At 69.0% G+C, this 24567-nt stretch carries 22 protein-coding genes; 13 read left to right on the top strand and 9 right to left on the bottom strand.

Features of this window, described 5'->3' with window-relative positions; translation table 11 throughout:
* The first annotated feature begins 228 nt into the window (after nucleotides 1-228).
* Entirely contained in the window at nucleotides 229-2832 is a 2604-nt protein-coding gene (gene clpB, locus CAL25_RS13015; protein ID WP_094800609.1) for an ATP-dependent chaperone ClpB, read from the top strand.
* 61 nt (nucleotides 2833-2893) lie between these two features.
* Here the strand turns inward: clpB and CAL25_RS13010 are convergent, their stop codons facing one another.
* A complete protein-coding gene (locus CAL25_RS13010) occupies nucleotides 2894-3559 on the bottom strand; it encodes a TetR/AcrR family transcriptional regulator (RefSeq protein WP_249279061.1) in 666 nt (221 codons plus the stop codon).
* A 178-nt stretch (nucleotides 3560-3737) separates the two neighbouring features.
* Here CAL25_RS13010 and CAL25_RS13005 point away from each other — a divergent pair, with 178 nt between their 5' ends.
* From CAL25_RS13005 to CAL25_RS12995, 3 genes are read left to right on the top strand one after another with little or no spacing between them, the layout of a single operon-like run.
* Nucleotides 3738-4952, top strand: coding sequence for a Tm-1-like ATP-binding domain-containing protein (locus CAL25_RS13005; protein ID WP_094800607.1), 1215 nt, complete (start codon nucleotides 3738-3740; stop codon nucleotides 4950-4952).
* A 12-nt stretch (nucleotides 4953-4964) separates the two neighbouring features.
* Entirely contained in the window at nucleotides 4965-5795 is an 831-nt protein-coding gene (locus tag CAL25_RS13000) for a phosphoenolpyruvate hydrolase family protein (protein ID WP_094800605.1), read from the top strand.
* A 52-nt stretch (nucleotides 5796-5847) separates the two neighbouring features.
* Nucleotides 5848-6300 (top strand): SRPBCC family protein, encoded by a 453-nt coding sequence (locus tag CAL25_RS12995; RefSeq protein ID WP_094800603.1) that lies wholly within the window; start codon nucleotides 5848-5850, stop codon nucleotides 6298-6300.
* Here the strand turns inward: CAL25_RS12995 and CAL25_RS12990 are convergent.
* Nucleotides 6297-7253 carry a LysR family transcriptional regulator gene (locus tag CAL25_RS12990; protein WP_094800601.1) on the bottom strand — a complete coding sequence of 319 codons (957 nt, stop codon included), beginning with the start codon at nucleotides 7251-7253 and terminating at the stop codon, nucleotides 6297-6299. The genes CAL25_RS12995 and CAL25_RS12990 overlap by 4 nt on opposite strands.
* Before the next feature lie 95 nt (nucleotides 7254-7348).
* Between CAL25_RS12990 and CAL25_RS12985 the strand changes: the two genes are divergently transcribed.
* The 5 genes from CAL25_RS12985 (at nucleotide 7349) to CAL25_RS12965 (ending at nucleotide 12019) form a co-directional block, all read left to right on the top strand.
* Nucleotides 7349-8818, top strand: coding sequence for an N-acyl-D-amino-acid deacylase family protein (locus tag CAL25_RS12985; RefSeq protein WP_094800599.1), 1470 nt, complete (start codon nucleotides 7349-7351; stop codon nucleotides 8816-8818).
* Between the two features lie 27 nt (nucleotides 8819-8845).
* The gene (locus CAL25_RS12980; RefSeq protein ID WP_094800597.1) at nucleotides 8846-9811 is read left to right on the top strand and encodes a tripartite tricarboxylate transporter substrate binding protein BugE; all 966 of its coding nucleotides are present in this window, start codon (nucleotides 8846-8848) and stop codon (nucleotides 9809-9811) included.
* Nucleotides 9812-9906: 95 nt separating this feature from the next.
* Entirely contained in the window at nucleotides 9907-10284 is a 378-nt protein-coding gene (gene crcB / locus CAL25_RS12975; protein WP_094800798.1) for a fluoride efflux transporter CrcB, read from the top strand.
* A gap of 111 nt (nucleotides 10285-10395) precedes the next feature.
* On the top strand, nucleotides 10396-10992 hold the full coding sequence (locus tag CAL25_RS12970) for a DUF6088 family protein (RefSeq protein WP_094800595.1): 597 nt from the start codon (nucleotides 10396-10398) through the stop codon (nucleotides 10990-10992).
* Nucleotides 10985-12019, top strand: coding sequence for a nucleotidyl transferase AbiEii/AbiGii toxin family protein (locus CAL25_RS12965; protein WP_094800594.1), 1035 nt, complete (start codon nucleotides 10985-10987; stop codon nucleotides 12017-12019). Before CAL25_RS12970 ends, CAL25_RS12965 begins: the two co-directional genes overlap by 8 nt.
* 68 nt (nucleotides 12020-12087) lie before the next feature.
* Here CAL25_RS12965 and hpnE read toward each other — a convergent pair whose 3' ends face one another.
* From hpnE to hpnC, 3 genes are read right to left on the bottom strand one after another with little or no spacing between them, the layout of a single operon-like run.
* Complete coding sequence (hpnE, locus tag CAL25_RS12960; protein ID WP_094800592.1) at nucleotides 12088-13404, bottom strand: hydroxysqualene dehydroxylase HpnE; 1317 nt, start codon at nucleotides 13402-13404, stop codon at nucleotides 12088-12090.
* Nucleotides 13401-14279, bottom strand: a complete 879-nt coding sequence (gene hpnD, locus CAL25_RS12955; RefSeq protein WP_094800590.1) for a presqualene diphosphate synthase HpnD — start codon at nucleotides 14277-14279, stop codon at nucleotides 13401-13403. Before hpnD ends, hpnE begins: the two co-directional genes overlap by 4 nt.
* Before the next feature lies 1 nt (nucleotide 14280).
* Complete coding sequence (gene hpnC / locus CAL25_RS12950) at nucleotides 14281-15108, bottom strand: squalene synthase HpnC (protein ID WP_094800588.1); 828 nt, start codon at nucleotides 15106-15108, stop codon at nucleotides 14281-14283.
* A 128-nt stretch (nucleotides 15109-15236) separates the two neighbouring features.
* On the opposite strand from hpnC, the gene alr reads away from it, so the two are divergent.
* Together alr and CAL25_RS12940 are read left to right on the top strand one after the other, a co-directional pair.
* Nucleotides 15237-16364, top strand: a complete 1128-nt coding sequence (alr, locus tag CAL25_RS12945) for an alanine racemase (protein WP_094800586.1) — start codon at nucleotides 15237-15239, stop codon at nucleotides 16362-16364.
* Nucleotides 16365-16605: 241 nt separating this feature from the next.
* Nucleotides 16606-17322 (top strand): SDR family oxidoreductase, encoded by a 717-nt coding sequence (locus CAL25_RS12940; protein WP_094800584.1) that lies wholly within the window; start codon nucleotides 16606-16608, stop codon nucleotides 17320-17322.
* A gap of 178 nt (nucleotides 17323-17500) precedes the next feature.
* Here the strand turns inward: CAL25_RS12940 and hpaI are convergent, their stop codons facing one another.
* From hpaI to CAL25_RS12920, 4 genes are read right to left on the bottom strand one after another with little or no spacing between them, the layout of a single operon-like run.
* Nucleotides 17501-18304 carry a 4-hydroxy-2-oxoheptanedioate aldolase gene (gene hpaI / locus CAL25_RS12935; RefSeq protein ID WP_094800582.1) on the bottom strand — a complete coding sequence of 268 codons (804 nt, stop codon included), beginning with the start codon at nucleotides 18302-18304 and terminating at the stop codon, nucleotides 17501-17503.
* A gap of 6 nt (nucleotides 18305-18310) precedes the next feature.
* A complete protein-coding gene (locus CAL25_RS12930) occupies nucleotides 18311-19576 on the bottom strand; it encodes a hypothetical protein (RefSeq protein WP_141217933.1) in 1266 nt (421 codons plus the stop codon).
* Nucleotides 19573-20274, bottom strand: a complete 702-nt coding sequence (locus CAL25_RS12925) for an RNA polymerase sigma factor (RefSeq protein WP_249279060.1) — start codon at nucleotides 20272-20274, stop codon at nucleotides 19573-19575. Before CAL25_RS12925 ends, CAL25_RS12930 begins: the two co-directional genes overlap by 4 nt.
* Entirely contained in the window at nucleotides 20237-22009 is a 1773-nt protein-coding gene (locus tag CAL25_RS12920; protein WP_249279059.1) for a vWA domain-containing protein, read from the bottom strand. The genes CAL25_RS12925 and CAL25_RS12920 overlap by 38 nt, the downstream gene beginning before the upstream one ends.
* A gap of 173 nt (nucleotides 22010-22182) precedes the next feature.
* Here CAL25_RS12920 and radA point away from each other — a divergent pair, with 173 nt between their 5' ends.
* Nucleotides 22183-23547: a DNA repair protein RadA gene (radA, locus tag CAL25_RS12915; RefSeq protein WP_094800578.1), complete on the top strand. Its 1365-nt coding sequence runs from the start codon at nucleotides 22183-22185 to the stop codon at nucleotides 23545-23547.
* Between the two features lie 79 nt (nucleotides 23548-23626).
* Nucleotides 23627-24424 (top strand): sulfite exporter TauE/SafE family protein, encoded by a 798-nt coding sequence (locus tag CAL25_RS12910; protein WP_094800576.1) that lies wholly within the window; start codon nucleotides 23627-23629, stop codon nucleotides 24422-24424.
* Nucleotides 24425-24567: the final 143 nt, after the last annotated feature.

Raw genomic sequence — 24567 nt, 5'->3', positions numbered from 1 at the left:
ACGCGACGCGGGGTGGTCTGCGCGCGGCTTCGCACGCGCGAGGCCGTGGGTTGTGCCGGGACGCGTCTCGCGTGTAGTGTATGCCGGGTGCAAGTCGTAGTTCGGCGCTGGACGCCCCCACGCAAATAGGGCAGTGGGTCTTGAAAACCCCACTCGCGTCCGCATATTCAGGTCATCGAGCCGGCTGATCCATCTTCGGCGTGGCTCTCTTCATAGCCAACGACCATCATGCGATTCGACAAACTTACGACCAAGTTCCAGCAAGCCCTGGCCGACGCGCAAAGCCTGGCCGCCCGTAACGACCATCCCTACATCGAGCCGCTGCACGTGCTGGCCGCTCTGCTGGGCGACGCCGACAGCGGCGCGACCAGTCTGCTGGCGCGTGCCGGCGTGGCCGTCAACCGGCTGCAGCCCGCGCTCGACCAGGCCCTCAAGAACCTGCCGCAGGTGCAGGGCAGCGATAACGTCCAGGTCGGCCGCGACCTGCAGGGCGTGTTCACGCGTACCGATAAAGAGGCGGCCCGCCGCGGCGATACCTACATCGCCAGCGAGCTGTTCCTGCTGGCGCTCGCCGACGACAAGAGCGACGCCGGCCGCATCCTGCGCGAAGCCGGCCTGCAGAAGAAGGCCCTCGAAGCCGCCATCGACGCGGTGCGTGGCGGTCAGAACGTCAACGCCGCCGAAGGCGAGTCCAACCGCGAAGCGCTGTCCAAGTACACGCTCGATCTCACCGAGCGTGCCCGCGAAGGCAAGCTCGATCCGGTGATCGGCCGCGACGACGAGATCCGCCGCACCATTCAGATTCTGCAGCGCCGCACCAAAAACAACCCGGTGCTGATCGGCGAACCCGGCGTGGGCAAGACCGCCATCGTCGAAGGGCTGGCGCAGCGTATCGTCAACGACGAGGTGCCCGAGTCCCTGCGGGGCAAGCGCGTGCTGTCGCTCGACCTGGCCGCACTGCTGGCCGGTGCCAAGTTCCGTGGCGAGTTCGAAGAGCGCCTGAAGGCGGTGCTCAAGGAGCTCGCACAGGACGACGGCCAGAACATCGTGTTCATCGATGAGCTGCACACCATGGTCGGCGCCGGCAAGGCCGAGGGCGCCATGGACGCCGGCAACATGCTCAAGCCCGCGCTGGCGCGCGGCGAGCTGCATTGCATCGGCGCGACCACGCTCGACGAATACCGCAAGTACATCGAAAAAGACGCCGCGCTCGAACGCCGCTTCCAGAAGGTGCTGGTGGGCGAGCCCGACGTCGAGTCGACGATCGCGATTCTGCGCGGCCTCCAGGAGCGCTACGAGCTGCACCACGGCGTGGACATCACCGACCCGGCCATCGTGGCCGCGGCCGAGCTGTCCAATCGCTACATCACCGACCGCTTCCTGCCCGACAAGGCCATCGACCTGATCGACGAGGCGGCCGCGCGCATCCGCATGGAAATCGATTCCAAGCCCGAGGTGATGGACCGGCTCGACCGCCGCATCATCCAGCTCAAGATCGAGCGCGAAGCCGTCAAGAAAGAAACCGACGATGCGTCGCGCCGGCGTCTGGCCGTGATCGAGGAAGAGCTCGAGAAGTTGCAGCGCGAGTACAACGACTACGAAGAGATCTGGAAAGCCGAAAAGGCCGCGGTGCAGGGCGCGCAGGCCATCAAGGAAGAGATCGACAAGGTTCGTGCCGAGATGGCCGAGCTGCAGCGCAAGGGTCAGTTCGACAAGCTCGCCGAGCTGCAATACGGCAAGCTGCCCGAGCTCGAGGCGCGCCTGTCGGCCGCCGATAGCGCCGAGCAGGCCGCCGAGAAGCAGGACACCGACAGCGGCAAGCCGCGCCTGTTGCGCACCGAGGTCGGCGCCGAAGAAATCGCCGAGGTCGTGTCACGCGCCACCGGCATTCCGGTGTCCAAGATGATGCAGGGCGAGCGCGACAAGCTGCTCAAGATGGAGGAGTTCCTGCATCGCCGCGTGGTGGGGCAGGACGAAGCCGTGCGCCTGGTCGCCGACGCGATCCGCCGCTCGCGCGCCGGCCTCGCCGATCCGTCGCGTCCGTATGGTTCGTTCCTGTTCCTGGGCCCCACCGGCGTGGGCAAGACCGAGCTCACGCGCGCGCTGGCCGAGTTCCTGTTCGACTCCGAAGAGCACCTGATCCGCATCGACATGAGCGAGTTCATGGAGAAGCATTCGGTGGCCCGCCTGATCGGCGCGCCCCCGGGCTATGTGGGTTACGAAGAAGGGGGCTACCTGACCGAAGCCGTGCGGCGCAAGCCCTACAGCGTGGTCCTGCTCGACGAGGTCGAGAAGGCGCACCCGGACGTGTTCAACGTGCTGCTGCAGGTGCTCGACGACGGCCGCCTCACCGATGGCCAGGGTCGCACCGTCGACTTCCGCAACACCGTGATCGTGATGACGTCCAACCTGGGCTCGCAGCATATCCAGACCATGGCGGGCAAGCCCTACGAAGTCATCAAGGAAGTCGTGTGGGACGAGCTCAAGCAGTCGTTCCGCCCGGAGTTCCTCAACCGGATCGACGAAGTCGTGGTGTTCCACGGGCTCGACGCGCAGCACATCGAATCGATCGCGCGCATCCAGCTCAAGCGGCTGGCCGACCGGCTCGAGAAGCAGGAGATGCGGCTGGAGGTGACCGATGCGGCGCTCGCGGAGATCGCGCGTGCGGGCTTCGACCCGGTGTTCGGCGCGCGGCCGCTCAAGCGCGCGATCCAGCAGCAGGTCGAGAACCCGGTCGCCCGGCTCATTCTCGAAGGCAAGTTCGGACCGCGCGACGTCGTGCCGGTGGATTGGCAGGACGGCAAGTTCGTGTTCACGCGCACGCTGCAGTGAATGCCGGCCTGAAATGAAATACGGCGCCCTCGGGCGCCGTATTTTTTTGCCTGACCATCGCTCATGTCTGGCCTCCGGCCGCGCCGGCGGCATCGCGCTCGGCCTGGGCGATGATGGCCTGGGCGGTCCAGCGCACCACATCGGTAATGCCCTCGAGATCGAGCTTCCAGATGTCTTTGAGCACCAGGAACACCTCGGTGCCATACAGCAGCGAGAGTGCCTGCGCCACACGTTGCAGCGCGGCGGGCTCGAGCCGGTCGGCGAGCGGCGCCAGCACATGACGCAGCGTATCGACACGGTGTCCGCGCACCAGCAGCGGCGTGGCCTGATCGCCCGCCCGTGCGGCCGCCTGCTGCTGCAGCGACACCATCAGCGCCGCGCGCAGCGGCGCTTCGTGCTCTTCGAGGCGGGGATAGGCGTAGGTGAGCAACTCGTCGACGCGCGCGCCGGCGTCGCCCGCGCGGGCCTGCCAGTCGAGCAGGGGGCCCAGGCTCTGGTCGACCACGGCGGCGATCAACGCGCTCTGGCTCGGAAAATAGCGGTACGCCGTGGCACGCGACACCTCGGCGGCTTCGGCAAGCTCGGCGACCGACGGAGTGATGCCCGCGGCCATCATCCGCTGCGCGGTGTCGAGCAGCGTGCGGCGCATGCGCGCGCGCGGGCCGTGCGGCGGTTCGCCGCTCTGAGCGGCCTGGCGGCTGGCGGGGCCGATCTGGGGGTTTTTCATGGGAGAGGCGGCGGCAGGGCGGACGCCTTCCGGTTGACCTGAGACAGGTGTCTCATTATGATTCGTTCGTCTCATTGCAGTCGCATCGCCGGCAGCGGCAGTAGTGTTGCGGGCGCTCGCGACCCAGGATATACAGAGGCGCGCGCACCTGTCAGTGTAACGCGCTCGCGGAGGAGTCATGGCAACTGATCTACGGCGCGTCTATGTCGCCGCCACATTCGACACCAAGGCCGACGAGGCCGCCTTCCTGGCGGCGCGGCTCGCGGCCGCGGATGTCCCGGTGATCACGGTGGACTTGTCGACCGGCGCCGAGGCAGCGTCCGGCGCGATCGTATCGGCCGCCGAGGTCGCCGATCACCATCCCGAGGGCCGTGCCGCGGTGTTCACCGGCGATCGCGCCAGTGCGATCGCGGCCATGACGCTCGCGTTCGAGCGCTTTCTGGTCGCCCGCGGCGACGTGGGCGCGGTGCTGGGCGTCGGCGGCTCCGGTGGCACGGCGCTGATCGCGCCCGCCATGCGGGCCATGCCGGTGGGCCTGCCCAAGCTGATGGTCTCGACCATGGCATCGGGCAACGTCGCCCCTTACGTCGGCCCCGTCGACATCGCCATGATGTATTCCGTGACCGACGTGGCCGGGCTGAACCGCATCTCGCGGCGCGTGCTTGCCAACGCGGCGGGCGCCATCGCGGGCGCCTATCGCGCGGCCCTGGAGCCGCAGGATGCAGACGGCAGGGCCGCGGTCGGCATCACGATGTTCGGCGTGACCACGCCGTGTGTGCGGGAGGTCAGCGCGTTGCTGCAATCGCACTACGACACGCTGGTGTTCCATGCCACGGGCACGGGCGGGCGCTCGATGGAAAAGCTGCTCGACAGCCATCTGCTGACCGGCGTGCTCGACCTGACGACCACCGAGGTCTGCGACATGCTGTTCGGCGGCGTACTCGCCTGCACGCCCGATCGCTTCGGCGCGGTGGCGCGGACGCGCGCGCCTTACGTGGGATCGTGCGGCGCACTGGATATGGTGAATTTCGGCCAACCCGCGACCGTGCCCGAACGCTACCGCGGCCGCCTGTTCTATCCGCATAACGCGCAGGTCACGCTGATGCGCACCACGGCCGAAGAGAACGCGCGCCAGGGCGCCTGGATCGCCGAGCGGCTGAACCAGTGCGACGGCGAGGTGCGCTTTCTGTTGCCCGAGGGCGGCGTGTCGGCGCTGGACGCGCCGGGCCAGGCCTTCTGGGACCCGGCCGCCGATGCCGCGCTGTTCGAGGCCATCGAGCGCGACTTCATCCAGACAGAACGGCGGCGCCTGATCCGGGTGCCGCACCACATCAACGATCCGCGCTTCGCCAGCATCGCGGTCGAGCATTTCCGGGCGATCGCGCCCGACTGAGGAGTTTCCGTCATGCCCCGTTTCGAACGCACTGCCTTGCTGCAGAAGTTCCAGTCCATGGTGCGCGAGCGCCGTCCCATCGTCGGCGGTGGCGCCGGCACCGGACTGTCGGCGAAGTGCGAAGAAGCCGGCGGCATCGATCTGATCGTGATCTACAACTCGGGCCGCTACCGCATGGCCGGACGCGGCTCGCTCGCGGGCCTGCTGGCCTACGGCAACGCGAACGAGATCGTGATGGACATGGCGCGCGAGGTGCTGCCCGTGGTGCGCCACACGCCGGTGCTGGCCGGCGTCAATGGCACCGATCCGTTCTGCAACTTCGACGTGTTTCTCGATGAGCTGATTCGCGCCGGCTTTTCGGGCGTGCAGAACTTCCCCACGGTGGGGCTAATCGATGGCAACTTCCGCGCCAATCTCGAAGAAACCGGCATGGGTTATGCGCTGGAGGTCGAGATGATCCGGCTGGCGCACGACAAGGGCCTGCTCACCACCCCCTATGTGTTCAACGAAGACGAGGCGCGCGCCATGACCGAGGCCGGGGCCGACATCATCGTCGCGCACATGGGGCTGACCACCGGCGGCAATATCGGGGCGTCGACCGCGCTCACGCTCGACGATTGCATCGCCCGCATCGACGCGATCGCCGAGGCCGCGCTGGCGGTGCGCGACGATGTTATCGTGCTGTGCCACGGGGGGCCGATCGCCACGCCGGCCGACGCGACGCGCGTGCTGCGCGAGTGCCGTCACTGCCATGGTTTCTATGGCGCCAGCTCGATGGAGCGGCTGCCGACCGAGACCGCGCTCACGGCCGCCACCCAGGCATTCAAGTCACTCTCGTTCTGATCCGCCACGTTGCGGCCGCGCGTGGCCCAAGCCCGTCCGCCAGGAGTTCAGCATGCAGGATCATCAGAAGCACACCGTGTTCGTCAGCGGCGTGGTGCCCGCCCCGATTGACCAGGTCTGGTCGTTGTTGCGCGATTTCAATGCGCTCTCGCAGTGGCATCCGGGCATCGCGGCCTCGCGCCTCGAAGACGAGGGCCGGGGCGACGCGCTGGGCAGCGTGCGGTATCTCGACCTGAACGGCGGCGGCTTCGTGCGCGAACGCCTGCTGGCGCTCGACGACCCGGGGTTCACGCTGCGCTACAGCATCATCGAAACCAGCCTGCCGATGCGCAACTACGTGGCGGGCGTGCGCCTTGCCCCGATCACGCTCGATCAGGCCACGCTGTTCACGTGGTGGGCCGATTTCAACGTGGCCGAGGGCGCTGACCTGGCCGGCGTGGCGCAGGCCGTGGGCGAGAACGTGTTCGCCGCCGGCATCCGCGCGATGGCCGAGCGCCTGCGCTAAGCCTTTCGTCCCACGACCTTGCAGCCCGCGGGCCACGTACGCTGTCGCACGTGGCCGCGCAGCGTCGTCATGAATGCCTGCGCCGCCGGGCTGAGCTCGCGCTCTTCGGGATGGATCAGGCAGAGCGTGCGCACCAGGGTCGGCCGCGCCAGCAGGGCATACGACAGCCCCGGCTGCAGAACGCGCTGCACGGCCAGCGCGGGCAGCAGGGCGACCCCGAGTCCGGCCAGCACCAGCGCCGCCTGCGAGGTGGTACTGGACGCTTCGTAGAAGGGCGAGGCCGCCTCGATCGGCAGATCGGCACGCGCGCGCAGCAGCGCCATGATGCCGGTCTCGTCGACCACCCCCACCAGCTTGCGGTCGGCCAGCGCCGACCAGCGCACCGTGCCGTCCTGGCCCGGCGCCAGTTGCGTGTCGTCGCTACGGTAGAGCACGCCGAAACGGTCTTCTAGCAGCGGTTCGAACACGAGCCCCGGCGCGTCGGCCCAGCGGCTGGTCAGGCCGAAGTCCACTTCGCCAGCGGCCACCTGGCGCTGGATGCGCGCGGAGTTGTCGTCGCGCAGGTACAGCCGGATACCGGGGTGACTGGCGCAGAAGCCCGCCGCCGCCGGCGCGATGAGCTCGGTGATGGCGGACGGCGCGGCCGCCACGCCGACGCGGCCGCGCTGCAGGGCGCCATAACGCACCGCGTCGTCGATCGCGCCGTCCACGTCGGCCAGCAGCCGCATCACGCGCGGCAGAAATTCCTGCCCGAGCGGAGTGAGCAGCACACGGCGGCTGGTGCGCGAGAACAGATTGGCGCCGAGTGCCGTCTCCAGCTGACGGATCAGGGTGGTGACCGACGATTGCGTCTGGAACAGGCGGCTTGCCGCGTGCGTGAAGCTGCTCTCCTGGGCCACCGCCACGAAGGCGTTCAGGTGTTTGAGCGTGACGTGCTTGGGAAGGCGAGCCATTTCAAAATGCGATCAATGGATTAAGTAAAACAATTTTTGCAGATGGATCCTGGCGTGGATACTAGGCGGATCACTGACTCGCCGTGCTTTGCGCCATGACCAATACGTTTGCCGACTCCGAAGTGCTCGACCTCAAGATCGAGGGTGGCTGGGTGATCGATGGCTCGGGCGCGCCGCGCGTGCGGGCCGATGTCGGCATCGTGGCCGACCGCATCGTGGCGGTGGGCGATCTGTCGCAACGAGCCGCGCGCCGGACGCTGGACGCCGCCGGCCGGGTGGTGGCGCCGGGCTTCATCGACACGCATGGCCACGACGACCTGATGTTCGTCGAGAAGCCGGGTCTCGAATGGAAAACCAGCCAGGGCATCACCACGGTGGTGGTCGGCAACTGCGGGGTGAGCGGCGCGCCCGCGCCCCGGCCGGGCAACACCGCCGCCGCGCTCGCGCTGCTGGGCGAGACGCCGCTCTTCGACGACATGGCCGCTTACCTGGCCGAGCTGGCGCGCCAGCGCCCGATGATCAATGTGGCCGCGCTCGTGGGCCATGCCAACTTGCGTCTGGCCGTCATGGACGATGCGCGGGCCCAGCCGACGCCGGCCGAGCAGGCGCGCATGGAGGCCCTGCTGCGCGAGTCGCTCGAGGCGGGCGCCGTGGGCTTCAGCACCGGCCTGGCCTACGATCCGGGCGGGCAGGCCGGCGAGCAGGAGCTGCGGGGGCTGGCGCGCGTCGCCGCCGAACTGAACCGCCTGCACACCAGTCACATCCGCAATGAGGCGGATCGCGTCGAAGAGGCGGTCGAAGAGGTGCTGGCGATCGGGCGCGACACCGGCTGCGCCACCGTGCTCTCGCATCACAAATGCATGATGCCGGCCAACTGGGGCAAGAGCGCCGCGACGCTCGCCAACATCGACCGCGCCCGCGCGGCGGGCGTGGACGTCGCGCTCGACATGTATCCCTACCCCGGCAGCTCCACCATCCTCATCCCCGAGCGCGCGGACACGATCGACGAGATCCGCATCACGTGGTCCACCCCGCACCCCGAATGCAATGGCCGCGACCTGGCCGACATCGCGCGCGAGTGGGGCTGCGACAAGGTCAGCGCCGCGCGGCGCCTGCTGCCGGCGGGCGCGATCTATTTTGCGATGGACGAGAGCGAGGTGCGGCGCATCTTCCAGCACCCCTGCTGCATGGTCGGCTCCGATGGACTGCCCAACGACGCGCGGCCCCATCCGCGTCTGTGGGGATCGTTCACGCGGGTGCTGGGCCGGTTCGTGCGCGAGGCCGAGCTGATGTCGCTGGAAGCGGCCATCGCCAAGATGACGTCGTTGCCGGCCCGCGTCTTCGGCCTGCGTGACCGGGGCGAGTTGCGCGTGGGCGCGCTGGCCGACGTGGTGGTGTTCGATCCCGCCACCGTGATCGACGAGGCCACCTGGGATCAGCCCACGTTGGCCTCGATCGGCATCGACGCCGTGCTCGTCAACGGCGCCCAGGTATTTCCGGCCGGCGCGAGCGGCGACCGGCCCGGCCGCGTGTTGCGGCGCGACCCCCAAGCCGGCGCTCACTGACCGGCATTCAACAGGAGAGAGACCGACATGAAAGCGTTCAACGCGATTGCCCTGGGCCTGGCCCTCTGTAGCCCCTGGGCCGCGGCCCAAGCCGATTTTCCGGACCGCCCGATCACGCTGATCGTGCCGTTCCCGGCGGGTGGCCCGACCGACATCGTGGGCCGCGTCGCCGCCGCCAAGGCCGGCGAGATCCTGGGCCAGCAGGTGGTGGTGGAAAACCGCACCGGGGCTTCCGGCACGATCGGCATGGCCGCCACGGCGCGCGCCAAGCCCGATGGCTACACCATCGGCCTGGCCACCGTGAGCACCCACGGCACCGCGCCGCACCTGTTTCCCAAGCTGGCTTACGACCCGGTGCGCGACTTCACGCCCATCAGCAATCTGGTCACCAGCCCCAACATCCTCGCCGTGAACCCCTCGCATCCCGCGCGCGACCTCGCCGGGTTCGTCGCCCACGTGCGCGCCAATCCGGGCAAGGAGGGTTACGCGAATGCCGGCGCCGGCGGTGTCAACGACCTGGGCATGATCTGGTTCCTGCAGCTGATCGACGGCAAGATGAATAGCATCTCGTATCGCGGTTCGGCGCCGGCGCTCACCGACACGGTGGCCGGCGTGGTGCCGGTCATCTTCGACAACTTTCCGTCGACGCTTCCGTACGTGAAGAGCGGCCACCTGCGTGCCCTGGCGATCACCGGCACGGCGCGCAACGCCCGCCTGCCGGATCTGCCGACCTTCGCGGAGCAGGGCTACAAAGACTACGACGTGACCGCCTGGTACGGCGTGGTGGCGCCGGCCGGCGTGCCCGACGCGGTGCGCGACAAGCTGGCGGCCGCCTTCGCGCAGGCGGTACGCGACCCCGCCACCGCGGCCAAGATGGAAGAGACGGGCGCCTTCCCGCTCGGCAATACGCCGCAGGAGTTCGCCCGTCAGATCGAAACCGAACGAGACCGCTGGAAGGTGGTGATCGACAAGGCGGGGATCAAGCTGCAATAAGGCCGTTCATGGCGCTGTGAGGGCGGGCGGCATAAGATGCACGCTGCAAGCCGGGCCGGCAGTCGGCCCGGCCGTTCTCGAGGATGACGCGCGCCATGCTGACAGCGGTCAATTTTCTTGCCGTGGGCTGCGGCGCCACGCTGGGTGCCTGGCTGCGCTGGATGCTGGGCCTGCGCCTGAATGCCGCGGGCTGGCCTTGGGGCACGCTGGCCGCCAATCTCGGCGGCGGCTATCTGATCGGCCTCGTGCTGGGCCTGATCGCCGCGCATCCCGAATGGCCTGCCTGGGTGCGCCTCGCGGCCGTCACGGGTTTTCTGGGCGGCCTCACCACCTTCTCGACCTTCTCGGCCGAAACGGTCGACATGATCGAACGCGGCGCCTACGCCACCGCGCTGGGCTACGCCGCCCTGAGCCTGTGCGGCTCGCTGCTGCTCACCGCCGCCGGTCTCGCGACCGCGCACGCCTTACGCTAGGGGCTATCCATCGTTGATAAGTCCGGCACGCTCGCGGGTCGCCGCGCCCATGGCCAAAATGTCAGATTTAAGATGTAAAATCTGACATCAATCTGGTTTGCGGTGGCCCTCATGACATCTTTACCTCAAGCGATTCTGCAATTCGCACAGTCTCTCCCTGAGGGCGGAACTGTCACGCCCCGCGATTTTCTACATCTGGGCTCTCGTGCCGCCGTGGACCAGGCTTTCTCCCGCCTCACGCGTTCTGGCGTGCTGTTGCGTCTGGGGCGCGGGGTGTATGCGGCGCCGGTGGCCTCGCCCTTTGGCAAGCGGGCTCCCGCAGCCGAAAAGGTCATTCGCGCCCTCGAGGAAACCACGGGCGAAGCCATCGTTGCTCACGGTGCGGCCGAGGCCAATCGTCTGGGGCTCACCTCGCAGATGCCCGTACGCAGGGTGTTCTTGTCCTCCGGGCCCCCTCGTCGGCTGCTGTTCGGCAAAAATCCGGTGCAAATCGAGCACATCGCACCCGCCAGCTTTCTGCTGGGCCGCACGGAAGAAGCCGCGGCGGCACGCGCGCTCGCATGGTTGGGCCCGGCGGTCGCGGCGCAGGCCCTGCGCAAGCTGCATCAACAGTTGGCCCCGCAGGCGTGGCAGGCATTGACTCGAGCACGCCGACGGTTGCCTGCCTGGATGGCTGAAGCCATCGGGCAGGAAATGCACGTTGGCTGATTCCTTTCTCGGGCAGCCTGTCCACACCAGGCGAGAAGCCCTGCTATATGCCAGCGAACAGCTTGGCCGCCTCCCGGATCTGCTCGAAAAAGACCTCTGGGTGGAGTGGGCGCTCGAGGTTATTTACTCCGGGCCATTGGCCGGCGGCCTGACCTTCAAGGGGGGAACTTCGCTGTCCAAGGCCTACCAAATCATCGACCGATTCTCCGAGGATCTGGACCTCACTTGCGACATACGCAGGATGCTTCCGGAGCACGCGGCAGAGTCCGGCCTTCCTTCATCGGCCGCCCAGGAGAAAAAATGGCGCGGGCTGATCGACGTTCGGCTGCCTGACTGGATCGCAAACACCTTCGTTCCGGGAGTATCCGCAGCACTGGTCGCGCAGGGATTGGCCGCTCGCCTGAACCACGCGGCTCCGGATCAGGTGGAACTGCACTACCCGAGCGCGCTGGACACCGCCGAGAGGTCCTATGTTCGGCCCACGGTCTTGTTCGAGTTTGGTGCCCGTGCAACGGGCGAACCTCATGGGCCCATGCCGGTAAGCAGCGACATCGCTAGTGTCTCTGCACTCTCCGACGCGTTCGAGCTGCCGCATGCAACGCCAGTCGTCATGGGTCTGAGCCGAACTTTCTGGGAAAAGGCAACGGCGGCCCATGTGTACTGCATGCAGCAACGATTGCGTGCGGAGCGCTTCGCGCGACACTGGTATGACCTGGCCGCCATGTTCGGAAGCGTCAATGGTACGTCGATGATCAGGGATCGGAATGTTGCCGACATGGTCGCCGCGCATAAGTCGTGGTTCTTCAAGCATAACGATGCCGGCGGCAATCGAATCGATTACTGGCAGGCCGTGCGGGGAGCGCTCGTGCTTGTGCCCCAGGGCGCTGCGCTTGGCGCGCTACACGACGACTACCTTCGTATGCTCGATGCAGGCCTGCTGCCCGAGGGGGCGCCCGCTTTCGATCAAGTGTTGTCGACATGCGCGCTCATCGAGGCCGCGGCCAATGGCGCGGCGCCATCGCCCTGAGCCTGTGCGGCTCGCTACTGCTCACCGCCGCCGGTCTCGCGACCGCGCACGCCTTACGCTGACGCGCTTCAGCGGCCGAGCAGCACGCGGGCCGCGGCTAGGCCGCTGCGCACGGCGCCTTCGAGCACGCCGGGATAGCCCGTGTCGGTCCAGTCACCCGCCAGCGCCAGCGAGCGCCAGGGCGTGGTGTTGAGCGGGCGTGCCAGGCCGGGCACTGCGGCGAAGGTGGCGCGCTTTTCGACAAACAACTCGGCGCGCTCGATCGCGGGCAGCGGCTGCAGGCGGGCAGGGTGGTGCGCGGCCTGCTGCGTGACCTGTTCGACCAGCGCGGCGATGGCGGTGTCGCGGTCGGCGTCGACCAGCGCGCGCGCGGCGCTGGCCACGATGGCGAGTTCGCCCCGCTGGCTGTGGCCGGTGAGGCGGGCGCGGTCGAACAGCCATTGGCCGTGATGGCCGCGGGCCGCGTCTTCGCGCAGCAGCATCATGGGCTCGGGCAGCGACCACGGCGCGGCGAGGCGCAGGTTGAGCGTGGCGATGGGTTCGTACTGAAAGGCCTGCAGCGCGCGCAGCAGGCCTTGCGAGCCGGCACCGCGCAGCGCCGGCCCCAGCAGGCGGGCGGCCGCCGATGGCGGCACGGCCAGCACGGCGCAATCGAATTGCTCGCCGTGGATCTCCACGCCTTGATCGGTCGGCGTCATCTGGCGCACGGTGCTGCCGTAGCGCATCGTGGCGCGCAGCGCGACGAGGTCGGGCCAGAGCGCCGACAGGTCCACGCAGGGCAGCAGCATGTCGCTGTTGCGCCGGTCGCCCGTGAGCGAGTCGCGCAGCACATGCGCGAACAGGCTGGCGCTCGCGGTGGCCAGCGGCGTGTTGAGCGCGGCCAGACAGAGCGGTTCCCAGAGGTTGCGCACCAGTCCGTCGGGCTGCTCGTACTGCGCCAGCAGCGTCGTCACGGTCCAGTCGCGCGGCGGTTGCCAGGCGCGTTGTTCCAGCCCCCGCATCAGCCGGATGGCGGCGAAGCGCTCGCGCCACGACAGGCCACGCGCGGTGATGAGCGCGGCGGCCGCATGCCAGGGCGCGGGCAGCGGCGGGGCCGACAGCCGGAAACGGCCATCCAGGCTCGCGAGGCGCAACGGCCGGCGCATCAGCAGCGCGTCGGGATTGCGCCCGAGGCGGCGCATCAGCGCGAGGGTTTCACGGTAGGCGCCCAGCAGGATGTGCTGGCCATTGTCGAGGTCGGCGGCGAAGCCGGGATGTACGACGCGGCGCGCGCGGCCACCGGGCGTGCGGCCCGCTTCGAACACCGTGACCTGCGCATCGGCGGCGCGCAGCGTGGCGCAGGCTGCCAGCCCGGCCCAGCCGGCGCCGATGACCGCTGCCTTCATTGGCCCGCGCCGGGACGGCCGAGACGGCGCACGAGACCGCGCCCGCCACTCACCCAGGTCTTCCAGGCGAGCCAGAGCTTGCGCAGCGGCGTGAGCGAAATGCGCTGATGCAGCACCTGCCAGTCGTCGCGCTCGATCTCTTCGAGCAGGGCGTGGTAGATCGCCGCCATCATCAGTCCGGGGCGCTGCGCGCGGATGTCGGCATCCGGCAGCGCCTGCATGGCTTCGCGGTAGAGCTCGCGGGTGCGCTGGGCCTGGAAGGCCATCAGCGCGGAAAAGCGTTCGGAATACACGCCGTTCAGAATGTCGCTCGCCTTGACCTCGAACTGCTGCAGCTCGTTGACCGGCAGATAGATGCGGCCACGGCGCGCGTCGTCACCGACATCGCGCACGATGTTGGTCATCTGGAATGCGAGCCCCAGCTTGGAGGCGTACTCGAGCGTGCGCGGATCGGTGTAGCCGAAGATGCCGGCCGACATCTCGCCGACGACCCCGGCCACGTGCCAACAGTATTTGCGCAGGCCGGGCCAGTCGAGATAGCGTGTCTGGTCCAGGTCCATTTCCATGCCGTCGATCACGGCCAGCAGGCGCTCGCGCGTGATGCCGTAGTCGGGCAGATGCGGCGCCAGCGCGCGCGTGACCGGATGTTCGGGCTTGCCGTCGAACATCGCGTCGATCTGCGTGCGCCACCACGCCAGCTTGACGCGGGCCAGCGACGGGTCGGTGCATTCGTCGACCACGTCGTCGACCTCGCGGCAGAACGCGTACAGCGCCGTGATCGCGCGGCGCCGGGGCACGGGCAGGAACAGGAAGGCGTAGTAGAAACTCGAGCCGCTTTTGGCGGCCTTGTCCTGGCAGTATTCGTCAGGGGTCATATCAAGTCAGGGAGCGCCACAGCATGAGGGCCCAATCTTTGGCGCCCAGTACGGGGCGATTCATGAATACGTCGTAGTTGGCGTGTTCGATGCGTTGCAGGATGCGCAATCCGCCCTGAACCACCAGCCTCAGTTCGAGGCCGATGCGCCCGGGCAGCCGGCGCGGCAGCGCAGCGCCAGAGTGTAGCAGTGCGCGCGTGCGCTCGACCTCGAAGGCCATCAGCTGGCGCCACGCGGGCGTGAGACGGCAGACCGCGATGTCTTCGTCGCTCACGCCGAAACGGTCCAGGTCTTCCTGGGGCAGGTAGACGCGCGCCTTGCGCCAGTCGACCCGTACATCCTGCCAGAAGTTGACCAGTTGCAGCCCGGTGCAGATGGCGTCGGCGTCGCGCAGGTTGGCCTGGTCGGCCGCGCCATAGAGATGCAGCATCAGTCTGCCCACCGGGTTGGCCGACCGGCTGCAGTAGTCGAGGAGGGTGGCGTAATCGGCGTAGCGCGTGGTGGTCACGTCCTGCTCGAAGGCCGACAGCAGGTCGAAGAACGGCGTGATCGGCAACTGATGGCGCGCGATGGTGGCCGCCAGTGGATCGAAGATGGGCGCCAGCGCGGGGTCCCCGGGCACCCGGGTGGCCGGTTCGGCGCCGATGCGATGCAGTTCGGCCCGATAGGCCTGCAGGGCGCGCAGACGCTCGTCGGGCGCGGCGTCGCCCTCGTCGGCCAGGTCGTCGGCATGGCGGGCGTAGCGGTAGATGTCGCGCACGGCCGGCCGCAAGCGGCGCGGCAGCAGCAGCGAGGCCACGGGAAAGTTCTCGTAGTGGTCGACGGCCATATACCTTGTGTAGCGGCGGTGCGCGGGCCCATCCCGCGCAGGCCCCGTATTTTAGTGGCTGCCCGGGGCGCGGCGGGTGTCCGGATGTCAGCGATCAGTTAGACTAGGCGGCTTGAAGGAAAATCCTCATGCCGCGTCCGATCTCCGTCTCGATAGCTCCTGCCGCCCTGCGGCATAACCTGTCCGTGGTGCGCGAGCACCTCGATCGCACGGCGGAGCGCGCGGGCGGCACGCCCGCCTCGATCTGGGCCGTGATCAAGGCCAACGCCTACGGCCACGGCATCGAGCAGGCAGTGTCCGGCTTTTCCGATGCGCAGGGTCTGGCCATGCTCGATCTGCAGGAGGCCGTGCGCTGCCGCGAGGCCGGCTGGGGTGGTCCGATCCTGCTGCTCGAGGGCTTTTTCGAGCCCGACGACCTCGATATCGTCGACCGCTACCACCTCACCACTTCCGTGCACAATCGCGAGCAGCTCGACATGCTCGCGCATGCGAAGCTGTCGCGGCGGGTCGACATCATGCTCAAGCTCAACACCGGCATGAACCGCCTGGGCTTCAGCGCCCATTCGTACGGCCCCGCGCATGCCCGCGCGCTGCAGCTTCAAGAGCGCGGCCAGCTCGGCACCGTCGGCAAAATGACGCACTTTGCCTGCGCCGACGGCGAGCAGGGCGTCGCCGCGCAGATGAACGTCTTCAACGCCAACACGCAGGGCCTGGCGGCGGGGCCGGTCAGCGTCTGCAACTCGGCCGCCACGCTGCGCTACGCGGAGATCGCGGTGGGCGACGCGCAGACCACCCACTGGGTGCGCCCGGGCATCTGCCTGTACGGCGCCTCGCCGTTCGCGGATGCCGACGCCGCGAGCTTCGGCCTGCGCCCGGCCATGACGCTGCGTTCCGAGCTGCTGTCCGTGCAGGAGATTCCCGCCGGCGCCGCCGTGGGCTATGGCGCCACTTTCACCGCGCCCGCGCCGATGCGCATCGGGGTGGTGGCGTGCGGCTATGCCGACGGCTATCCCCGCCATGCCGGCACCGGCACGCCGGTCACGGTCGGCGGCGTGACCACGCGTCTGGTCGGCCGCGTGTCGATGGACATGCTGATGGTAGATCTCGATCCGGTGCCGGGCGCCGCCTTCGGCACGCCTGTCGTGCTGTGGGGCGAGGGCGGCCCGAGCGTCGACGAGGTCGCCACGCATGCCGGCACCATCGGCTACGAGCTGCTGTGCGCCGTCGCGCCGCGGGTGCCGCGTTTCGTGGTCTGACCGGCGCGTTTCGAGTCCGCCATTACGAGCCTGCGGTTTCAGTCCTGGCTTTTGCCGGCCGTCGGGGCCGACGCGGCCGTGTCCCGTACGTGGACACCCGGATAGCGGCGGACGGCAACGCAAGTTACAAGACAGCGCGCCCCGGCTTGGTGTCTACTAGGCGAATCCGCCCTCACGGGGCGGCCGAACGAACCGTGGCAGCGTGGGCAGCCACGGCAATAATTTAGCGAGGTTTCGATCCATGAAGGACAAATGTGTGCTCGTGACGGGCGCAACCAAGGGCATCGGCTGGGCGCTGTCGCAGCGGTTGACGGACCTGGGCTGTCACGTGGTCGGAATCGCGCGCAATACCACCGATGTGGACTTCCCCGGTTATCTCTACGCCTGTGATCTTTCCGACGCCGGCCGCACCGAAGAGGTGTTGCGCGAGATCCGTGAAAAATTCCCGGTCGACGCCGTCGTCAACAACGTCGGCGTGGTGTCGCCGCAGGCCTTGGGCGAGATCGACCTCGCCACGCTTTACACCGTGCTCGACCTGAACGTGCGCGTCGCGGTGCAGGTCACGCAGGCCTTCATCGAATCCATGAAGGCGCGCCGCGCGGGCCGGATCGTCAACGTCTGCAGCCGTGCCGTCCAGGGCTCGCTGCACCGGACCGCCTACTCCGCGGCCAAGAGCGCGCTGGTGGGCTGCACCCGCACCTGGGCGCTCGAGCTCGCCGAATACGGCATCACGGCCAACGCCGTGGCGCCGGGCCCGATCGAGACCGAGCTGTTCCGCGCCAACCACCCGGCCGGCAGCGATGCCGAAAAGCGCGCGCTGGCCTCGATCCCGATGAAGCGTCTGGGTTCGCCCGCGGATGTCGCGGCCGCCATCGCATTCCTCCTGTCCGACGACGCGGGCTACATCACCGGCCAGGTCATCGGCGTGGACGGCGGCGGCGCGCTGGGCGGACGCTGATCTTTTTTGTCGCCGGGCCGCCCCAAGACAAAAAGCGCCCCCTCGGGGGGCAGCAAGCCGCAGGCGCGGCGTGGGGGCATTTCATACCCATGCAACAAGGCCGCTGGAGCGATCCGGCGGCCTTGTTTTTTGTGCTTGGCGGGCGCGGGCGTCAGGCGACGGCCTCGGCCCGTGTGGCTCAGTAGGGTCCCTGCGTGCGGGCGGTTGCCGCGGCGCCCGGCTTGAACCGTTGCACCAGTTGCTCGCTGGCACGCGCCAGCAGCGAAGCATCGGCGCCCACGGCCACGAACGTGGCGCCCAGATCCAGAAAATGCTGCGCGCGGGCCGGATCGCCGTGCAGGATGCCGGCCGCCCGGCCCGTGGCCACGATGCGTTCGATCGTGCGGTCCAGGGTGGCAAGCATCTCGGGGTGATCGGGTTCGCTCAGATAACCCATGCTGGCCGACAGATCGGCCGGCCCGATGAACAGACCGTCCACGCCCTCGACGGCCGCGATGGACTCGAGCGCTTCCAGTCCTTGCGGCGTCTCGATCTGGACCAGCACGCAGATCTCCTCGTTGGCGCGGGCCAGGTAATCGGGCACCCGATTCCAGCGGGCCGCGCGTGCGAGCGCGCTGCCGACGCCACGGATACCCTGAGGCGGATAGCGCACCGCCGCCACCGCGCGCGCCGCTTCTTCGGCGGACTGCACCATCGGAATCAGCACGGTCTGCGCGCCGATGTCGAGGATGCGCTTGAGTTCGACGGGATCATTGCTGCCCGGACGCACGACCGGCATGACCGGGTAGGGCGCCACGGCCTGCAACTGCGACAACATGGTCTGCAGCGTGTTGGGCGAATGCTCGCCGTCGATGACGAGCCAGTCGAAGCCCGCGCCGGCGCAGATTTCAGCGGTGTACGGATGAGCGAGACCGGCCCACAAACCGATCTGGGGCTGGCGGGCGGCCAGCGCGCGTTTGAAATGGTTGGTCAGCAGGTCCATGAGCGATCAGGGAGAGGGTCGAGGGGCGGTGCCCGGATCGGCCGGCGTCGTGCCGTCCGGCGACGGCGTCGCGGCGGGAGACGTCGTGCCTGGCGCGGCGCTGTCAGGCTGCGCGGCGGGCTGCGGCGCGGGTGGGGGCGGCAGGGGCGACGGCGCCGCCGGCACGGTTTCGGCGGCGGGCAACAGCGCGACCAAATCCGGCGGCAACTCGATCTCGGGTTCGTCGTCGTGCAGCGAGTGCAGTTGCGCGAGCGCGTTGTTGCGCTGGTTGTTGCGCAACAGCGCGCGGATGTACTCGATGCGCGAGGTGGCGTCCGGGCCGGCGGGCGGCTTTACGGTGTGATTGGGATTGGCAGCGAGTTGCGCCTTCGCGCCTTCGGCGGCGCGCTCCGCCGGCAGGGCGCTGCCGGGCAGCGGCTCGCCGCTGAAGGACTGTTCCGACCGGCGCGCGGCCTCGCCGACTTCCGCCATCCGCGGCGCGCCGCGCTCGGTGGGGGCCGGCGCGACGTTGGCGTCGGAGGACGACGGCGCCTGCGCGCTCGCCGACGTTTCGCCCGCGGCCGTTCCGCCAGCCGGGGCAGGGGCAGGGGGGGCTGCGGCAGCCGGCGCTGCGGGAGCGGGAGCTTCAGCGGAGGGTGTGCCGGCAGCCGGCGCTGCGGCAGCCGGCGCTTCGGCCGCCGGTGCCGATGCGAGCGGCGCCGCGGCGCGCGGCGCGGGCCGGGCCATGCGGGCGCGCGAACCTTCGAGCGCCGACGCGGATTCCGCCGAGGGTTCGGGGCTGGGCACGGCCGGCACGGCAGGCGCTGCGTCCGGCGCGGCGCCGGGGGCGGCGGGCGGCGGCGGTGGCGGTGGCGCGGCCGTGCCGCCCGGCGCCGTCAGGGTCGAGGGCAGGGCCGGCGCCGGGGCGGGCGCATAGGTGCCCAGCGGCGGCGGCGTTGCCAGCTGCGTGTCGATCTCGGGTTGCGGCGCCTCTTCATCCACGGCGGCCGTTTCGTCGGACTCGCTGTCGAGCGTGGGCGTGTTGGCCAGATCGCTGTAGTCGGTGAGGAACAGCAGGGCGCACACGGCCAGCACCGACGCCGCCACGCCCCAACCGGGATGCCAGGTGCCGTGCGGACGCCGGCCACGCCGATCCGACGCGGCGGCGCTCGCCGCCTGCCCGCGAATCGCCGAATCGAGCTGGGCGGACGGTTCGACGGGCGGCAGATGGCGGTAAAGGCCGCGCAGGTCGCGATCTTCGGTGTCGTCGTCGGGCGACATATGAGGGCTCATGCGCCTAGCTCCTCGCGAATCCGGCGTGTGGCGTAACGCAGACGCGACCGCACGGTCTCGCGCGGCGCCTCGGTGATGGCAGCGATCTCGTCCACACTCGAATCATGCTCCAGTTTCAAAAGCAGGGTAAGACGTTGATCGGGGGGCAACGCTTCGATCGCGCGCTGCAGGCGGCGACGCAACTGGAATTGCGACAGCTGCTGGTCGGGCTGTTCGTGTTCCGACGCCCTGAGTTGGTGCAGCGTGTCGTCATCGCTCACCGTCGTGCCGGCACGCGCCTGGCGGCGATAGGCGTCGATCAAGAGATTATGCGCGATCTGTAGAAGCCAGGTGGAAAATCGCGTGGATTCCTGGGGACGGTATCGCCCCCGGGCATCGATCACGCGGCTCCAGGTTTCCTGGAACAGATCGTCGACCTGCTCCCGATGGCGGGCGCCACGCGCGATATAGCGGTACAAGCCGGCGCGATGGCGCGCATACAACACGTCGAAGGCGGCCATGTCGCCCTCGGTGCCGTAGGCCATCATCAACGCTTCGTCTTCCGCGCGCGCATAGTCCATGGCGGCGAAGTGTATCGCCCCCGCGCCCGCCGCGCATCCCGGGGCGGCGGGAATCTCGGCGGGCAGCGGGGCGGCCAACGTGTTCATCGCGAGACGGCGTTCAGCGCTGGACCGGCACGCCCAGACTGCCGGCGACATCGACCAGATCGGCCAGCGCCGTCTGACCGGCGTTGGGGCGGTGCTGGCGGATCAGGGCGGCCATATCGGCGGGGGCGTAGCCGGCGAGATACTTGCCCCCGCGCAGCCATTGTGCGAAGGCGCCGGCGGCGGCCGCCTGGCTCAGGCGATCGGACGGCGCGGCGTCGGCGCGCGTCGATACCGGCCGCGACACGAGGTGGCTCGGGCCCCCTTCGGGCTTCTGGTAGCGCACCTTCACCATGGCCAACTCATTCGCGCCGGCGCTCGAATCGGCAGCGGCCTTTTTGTCGCCGTAACGCAGCGGATCCACGCTGGGCGCATCGGACCCGACGGGAGTGATCTCGAACAGCGCGGTCACGCTGGCTCCCGCGCCGATCTCGCCGGCATCGACCTGATCGTTGTTGAAGTCTTCGCTCGCGAGCGCGCGCTTCTCGTAGCCGATCAGGCGGTACTCCGCGACATAGGCCGGATTGAACTCCACCTGCACCTTGGCGTCCTTGGCAATCGTGTAGAGCGTGGCGCCGATCTGGTTGACCAGCACGCGCCGCGCTTCCTGCAGGTTGTCCAGATAGTGGTAGCTGCCGTTGCCGCTGTTGGCCAGTTGCTGGGCCAGGGCTTCGTTGAAGTTGCCCGAACCTACGCCCAGCGTCGTCAGGCCGATGCCGCGCTTGCGCTGCACCGAGATGCGTTCTTTCAGCGCATCGATGTCGGTCGTGTCGACGTTGAAGTCGCCATCGCTGGCGAGCAGGATGCGGTTCACGCCCTTATCGATGAAGCCGCGGGCCGCCTCGTTGTAGGCCAGCTCCAGACCGGCCGAGCCGTTGGTGGAGCCCGCCGCGCGCAAGGCGTCGATGGCCGCCAGGATCTCGGCTTTCTTGTCGCCTGCCGTCGAGGGCAGGGCCACGCCCGCCGATCCCGCGTACGTCACGATGGCGACGCGATCCTGTGGCCGCAACTGACCCACCAGCTGCCGCATGGCGGCCTGGATCAGCGGCAGCCGGTCGGGGCCGGCCATCGAACCCGACGTGTCGACCAGCAGCACGAGGTTGGCCGGCGGCAGCGTGCTCGGCTCGGCCTGCCAGCCCTGGATGCCGACCAGCAGCAACTGCCGTTTCGGGTTCCACGGCGAGGGCGCGAGCTCGGTCGTGACCGAGAAGGGCACGTCGCGGTTCGAGGGCGGCGTGTAGCCGTAGTCGAAATAGTTGATGAACTCCTCCGCACGGACCGCATCCGTGGGCGGCAGCTTGCCCATCGACAGCATGCGGCGCACGTGGGTATACGAGCCGGTGTCGACGTCCACGCCGAAGGTCGCCAGCGGCGCCTCCCGGGTGATGCGCACGGGATTCTCGGTGTACTTGCTGTAGCGGTCCCGGCTCTCCTGGGCGGCGGGCGGCGAGTAAGAGGCGGGAGCGGGTACCATGCGGCGCACGGTGGCGGCGGCGTACGGCTCGCTCGCGGGCGTTATCGCGGGCTGCGGGTGCGGCGGGGGCGGCGGCGCGTTCAGGGTGCTGGCGTCGACCCGCGCCTGCGACTCCTGTTGCCGCGTTGCCGGGCTGGCGGCGTCGCTGCCCGGGGCGGCGCTCGCAGCGGCGCCCGACGCGGTCGTGCCGGGAGCGCTGCGAACCTGACCGTCGGTGTCGCGGGAGGGCGTGCAGGCGGCCAGCAGGGCCAGCGAGGTGAAGACGCAGATCAGGCGCGGCATGAAGCGGGCGGCGCGGCGGTTCGGGTGGCTCATGGCGGACATCCTCGTGTGGGGTGATGTACGGTGAAACGCCCGCCGCGCGACATCGGGGTTAAAAGCCGCCCGGCTTTAGTGCAAAAGAATGTATCCGCCGGCCGGCCGGGTGTGTCGGGCGCGCGCCGGGCCGGCCCGGTCCAGGCGCCGGGCTTCCCGGTACACTCTCGCCCATGGCCAAATCCAGAACCGTCTACGTCTGCACCGAGTGCGGCGGCACCAGCCTCAAATGGCAGGGCAAATGCCCGCATTGTTCCGCCTGGAACACCCTCGAAGAAACGGTCGAGTCGCCGGCCAGCCAGGCCGCGGCGAGCCACCGTTATGCACCGCTGGCCAATTCCAGTCCGGTGCGCAGCCTTGCCGAAATCGAGGCCCGCGAAACGCCGCGTCAACCCACCGGGCTCGAAGAGTTCGACCGGGTGCTGGGCGGCGGTCTCGTGGCCGGGGCGGTGGTGCTGATCGGCGGCGATCCGGGGATCGGCAAGTCCACCCTGTTGCTACAGGCGCTCGCGTCCCTGTCCGCCACCACGCCGGTGCTTTATGTCACCGGCGAAGAGTCGGCCGAGCAAGTGGCGCTGCGCGCCCGGCGGCTGGGCCTGCAGACGGGCGAGGTCAATCTGCTCGCCGAGATCCGGCTCGAGGCGATTCAGGCGGCGGTGTCCGAGCAGAAGCCGGCCGTGGCCGTGATCGATTCCATCCAGACCCTCTACAGCGGCGAGCTGACCGCGGCGCCGGGCTCGGTGTCGCAGGTGCGCGAATGCGCCGCCCAGCTCACCCGCCTGGCCAAGCAGACCGGCATCGCGATCGTCATGATCGGCCACGTCACGAAAGATGGCGCGCTGGCCGGGCCGCGCGTGCTCGAGCACATCGTCGACACCGTCCTGTATTTCGAGGGCGATACCCATTCCTCGTTCCGGCTGGTGCGCGCCTTCAAGAACCGCTTCGGTGCGGTCAACGAGCTTGGCGTGTTCGCCATGACCGACCGCGGGCTGCGCGGCGTCGCGAATCCGTCCGCGCTGTTTCTGTCGCAACACCAGAGCCAGGTGGCCGGTTCGTGCGTGATGGCCACGCAGGAGGGCACGCGCCCGCTGCTGGTCGAGATCCAGGCGTTGGTCGATGCCTCGCATGCCCCCAATCCCAAGCGCCTCACCGTGGGCCTCGAGAGCAACCGGCTGGCGATGCTGCTCGCGGTGTTGCATCGTCACGCCGGTGTGTCGACGTTCGACCAGGACGTCTTCGTCAACGCCGTGGGCGGCGTACGCATCACCGAGCCCGCGGCCGACCTGCCCGTGTTGCTGGCCATCATGTCGTCGTTGCGCGATCGGCCGCTGCCCAAGGGGCTGATCGCGTTCGGCGAGATCGGCCTGGCGGGCGAGATCCGGCCCGCGCCGCGCGGCCAGGAGCGCCTGCGCGAAGCCGCGAAGCTGGGCTTCAGCGTGGCGCTGATCCCCAAGGCCAACGCCCCGCGCCAGCCCATCGAGGGCCTGGAGATCTGGGCGGTGGATCGTCTCGAGGACGCACTCGAAAAACTGCGCTGAGGAAGCGCGCCAGACGTCATACGGGCCCGGGGGTTGCCACGCATCGCCCGGGCCGATTTCATGCATCGAGGAGTGGCACGTGAGTGTGTGGGTGATGGTGGCGGGTCTGGCGAGCGGCGCCATGATCGGTTTCATGGGCGGGGTGCTCGGGATCGGGGGCGGCATGATCGCCATTCCCGCGCTGGTGCTGACGCTGGGCATGTCGCAGCAGATGGCGCAGGGCACCGCGCTCATCATGGTGTTGCCCACGATCATGATGGCCGTGCGCAAATATCACCAGCAGGCGCGCATCGATCTGCGCGCGGCCGCCGCCGGCGCCGCGGGTGCGATGTTCTTCACCTGGATCGGCGCCCGGCTCGCGCTCGGCATCCCGTCGAGCACGCTGCGCCTGAGTTTCGCCGTGTTCCTGTTCGTGATCGCGCTGCACTACATCCAGCAGACGTTGCGGCGGGGCAAGCCGAAGAACGACGGCACGGCCGCCGCGGCAACGGCCGGCGCGGCATCGGCCGCCGCACCCGCCTTCACTCCACGCCGCGCCTGCGTGCTCGGCATGGTGTGCGGCACCTTGGGCGGCTTCTTCGGCGTCGGCGGCGCCGTGCTGGCCGTGCCGATCCTGACCTCGGTGTTCCGCCTGCCGCAAACCGCCGCGCAGGCGCTCGCGCTCAGCATGGTGATCCCGGGATCGACCATCGCCCTCGTCACCTACACCTGGGCCGGCGAGGCCAACTGGTGGGTCGGGCTGCCGCTCGCGATCGGGAGCCTGGTCTTCGTGCCGGTCGGCGTGCGTCTGGCCTATCGCCTGCCCGAGCGCAAGCTGCGCATCTACTTCGCGGTAATGCTCATGGCCACAGTCGCGCTGCTCGTCTTCGAAGGCTGACGCGCCGGGCGTGCGCGGCCGCGCAGGCTGACGCCACGATGAACGAAGTCTGTCGCTCCGATGTCGGCGCCGTGTCGAGTCGTTACGTGCGCAAAAGAGTCGTGCAGCGCAGAACCACGGCACCCTTTGCGCGCTCCAACGCA

The sequence above is a fragment of the Bordetella genomosp. 5 genome (assembly GCF_002261315.1).
GTDB lineage: Bacteria > Pseudomonadota > Gammaproteobacteria > Burkholderiales > Burkholderiaceae_B > Bordetella.
The sequence above is the reverse complement of the archived record's forward strand: the minus strand, read 5'-3'. Positions and strand labels throughout refer to the sequence as shown.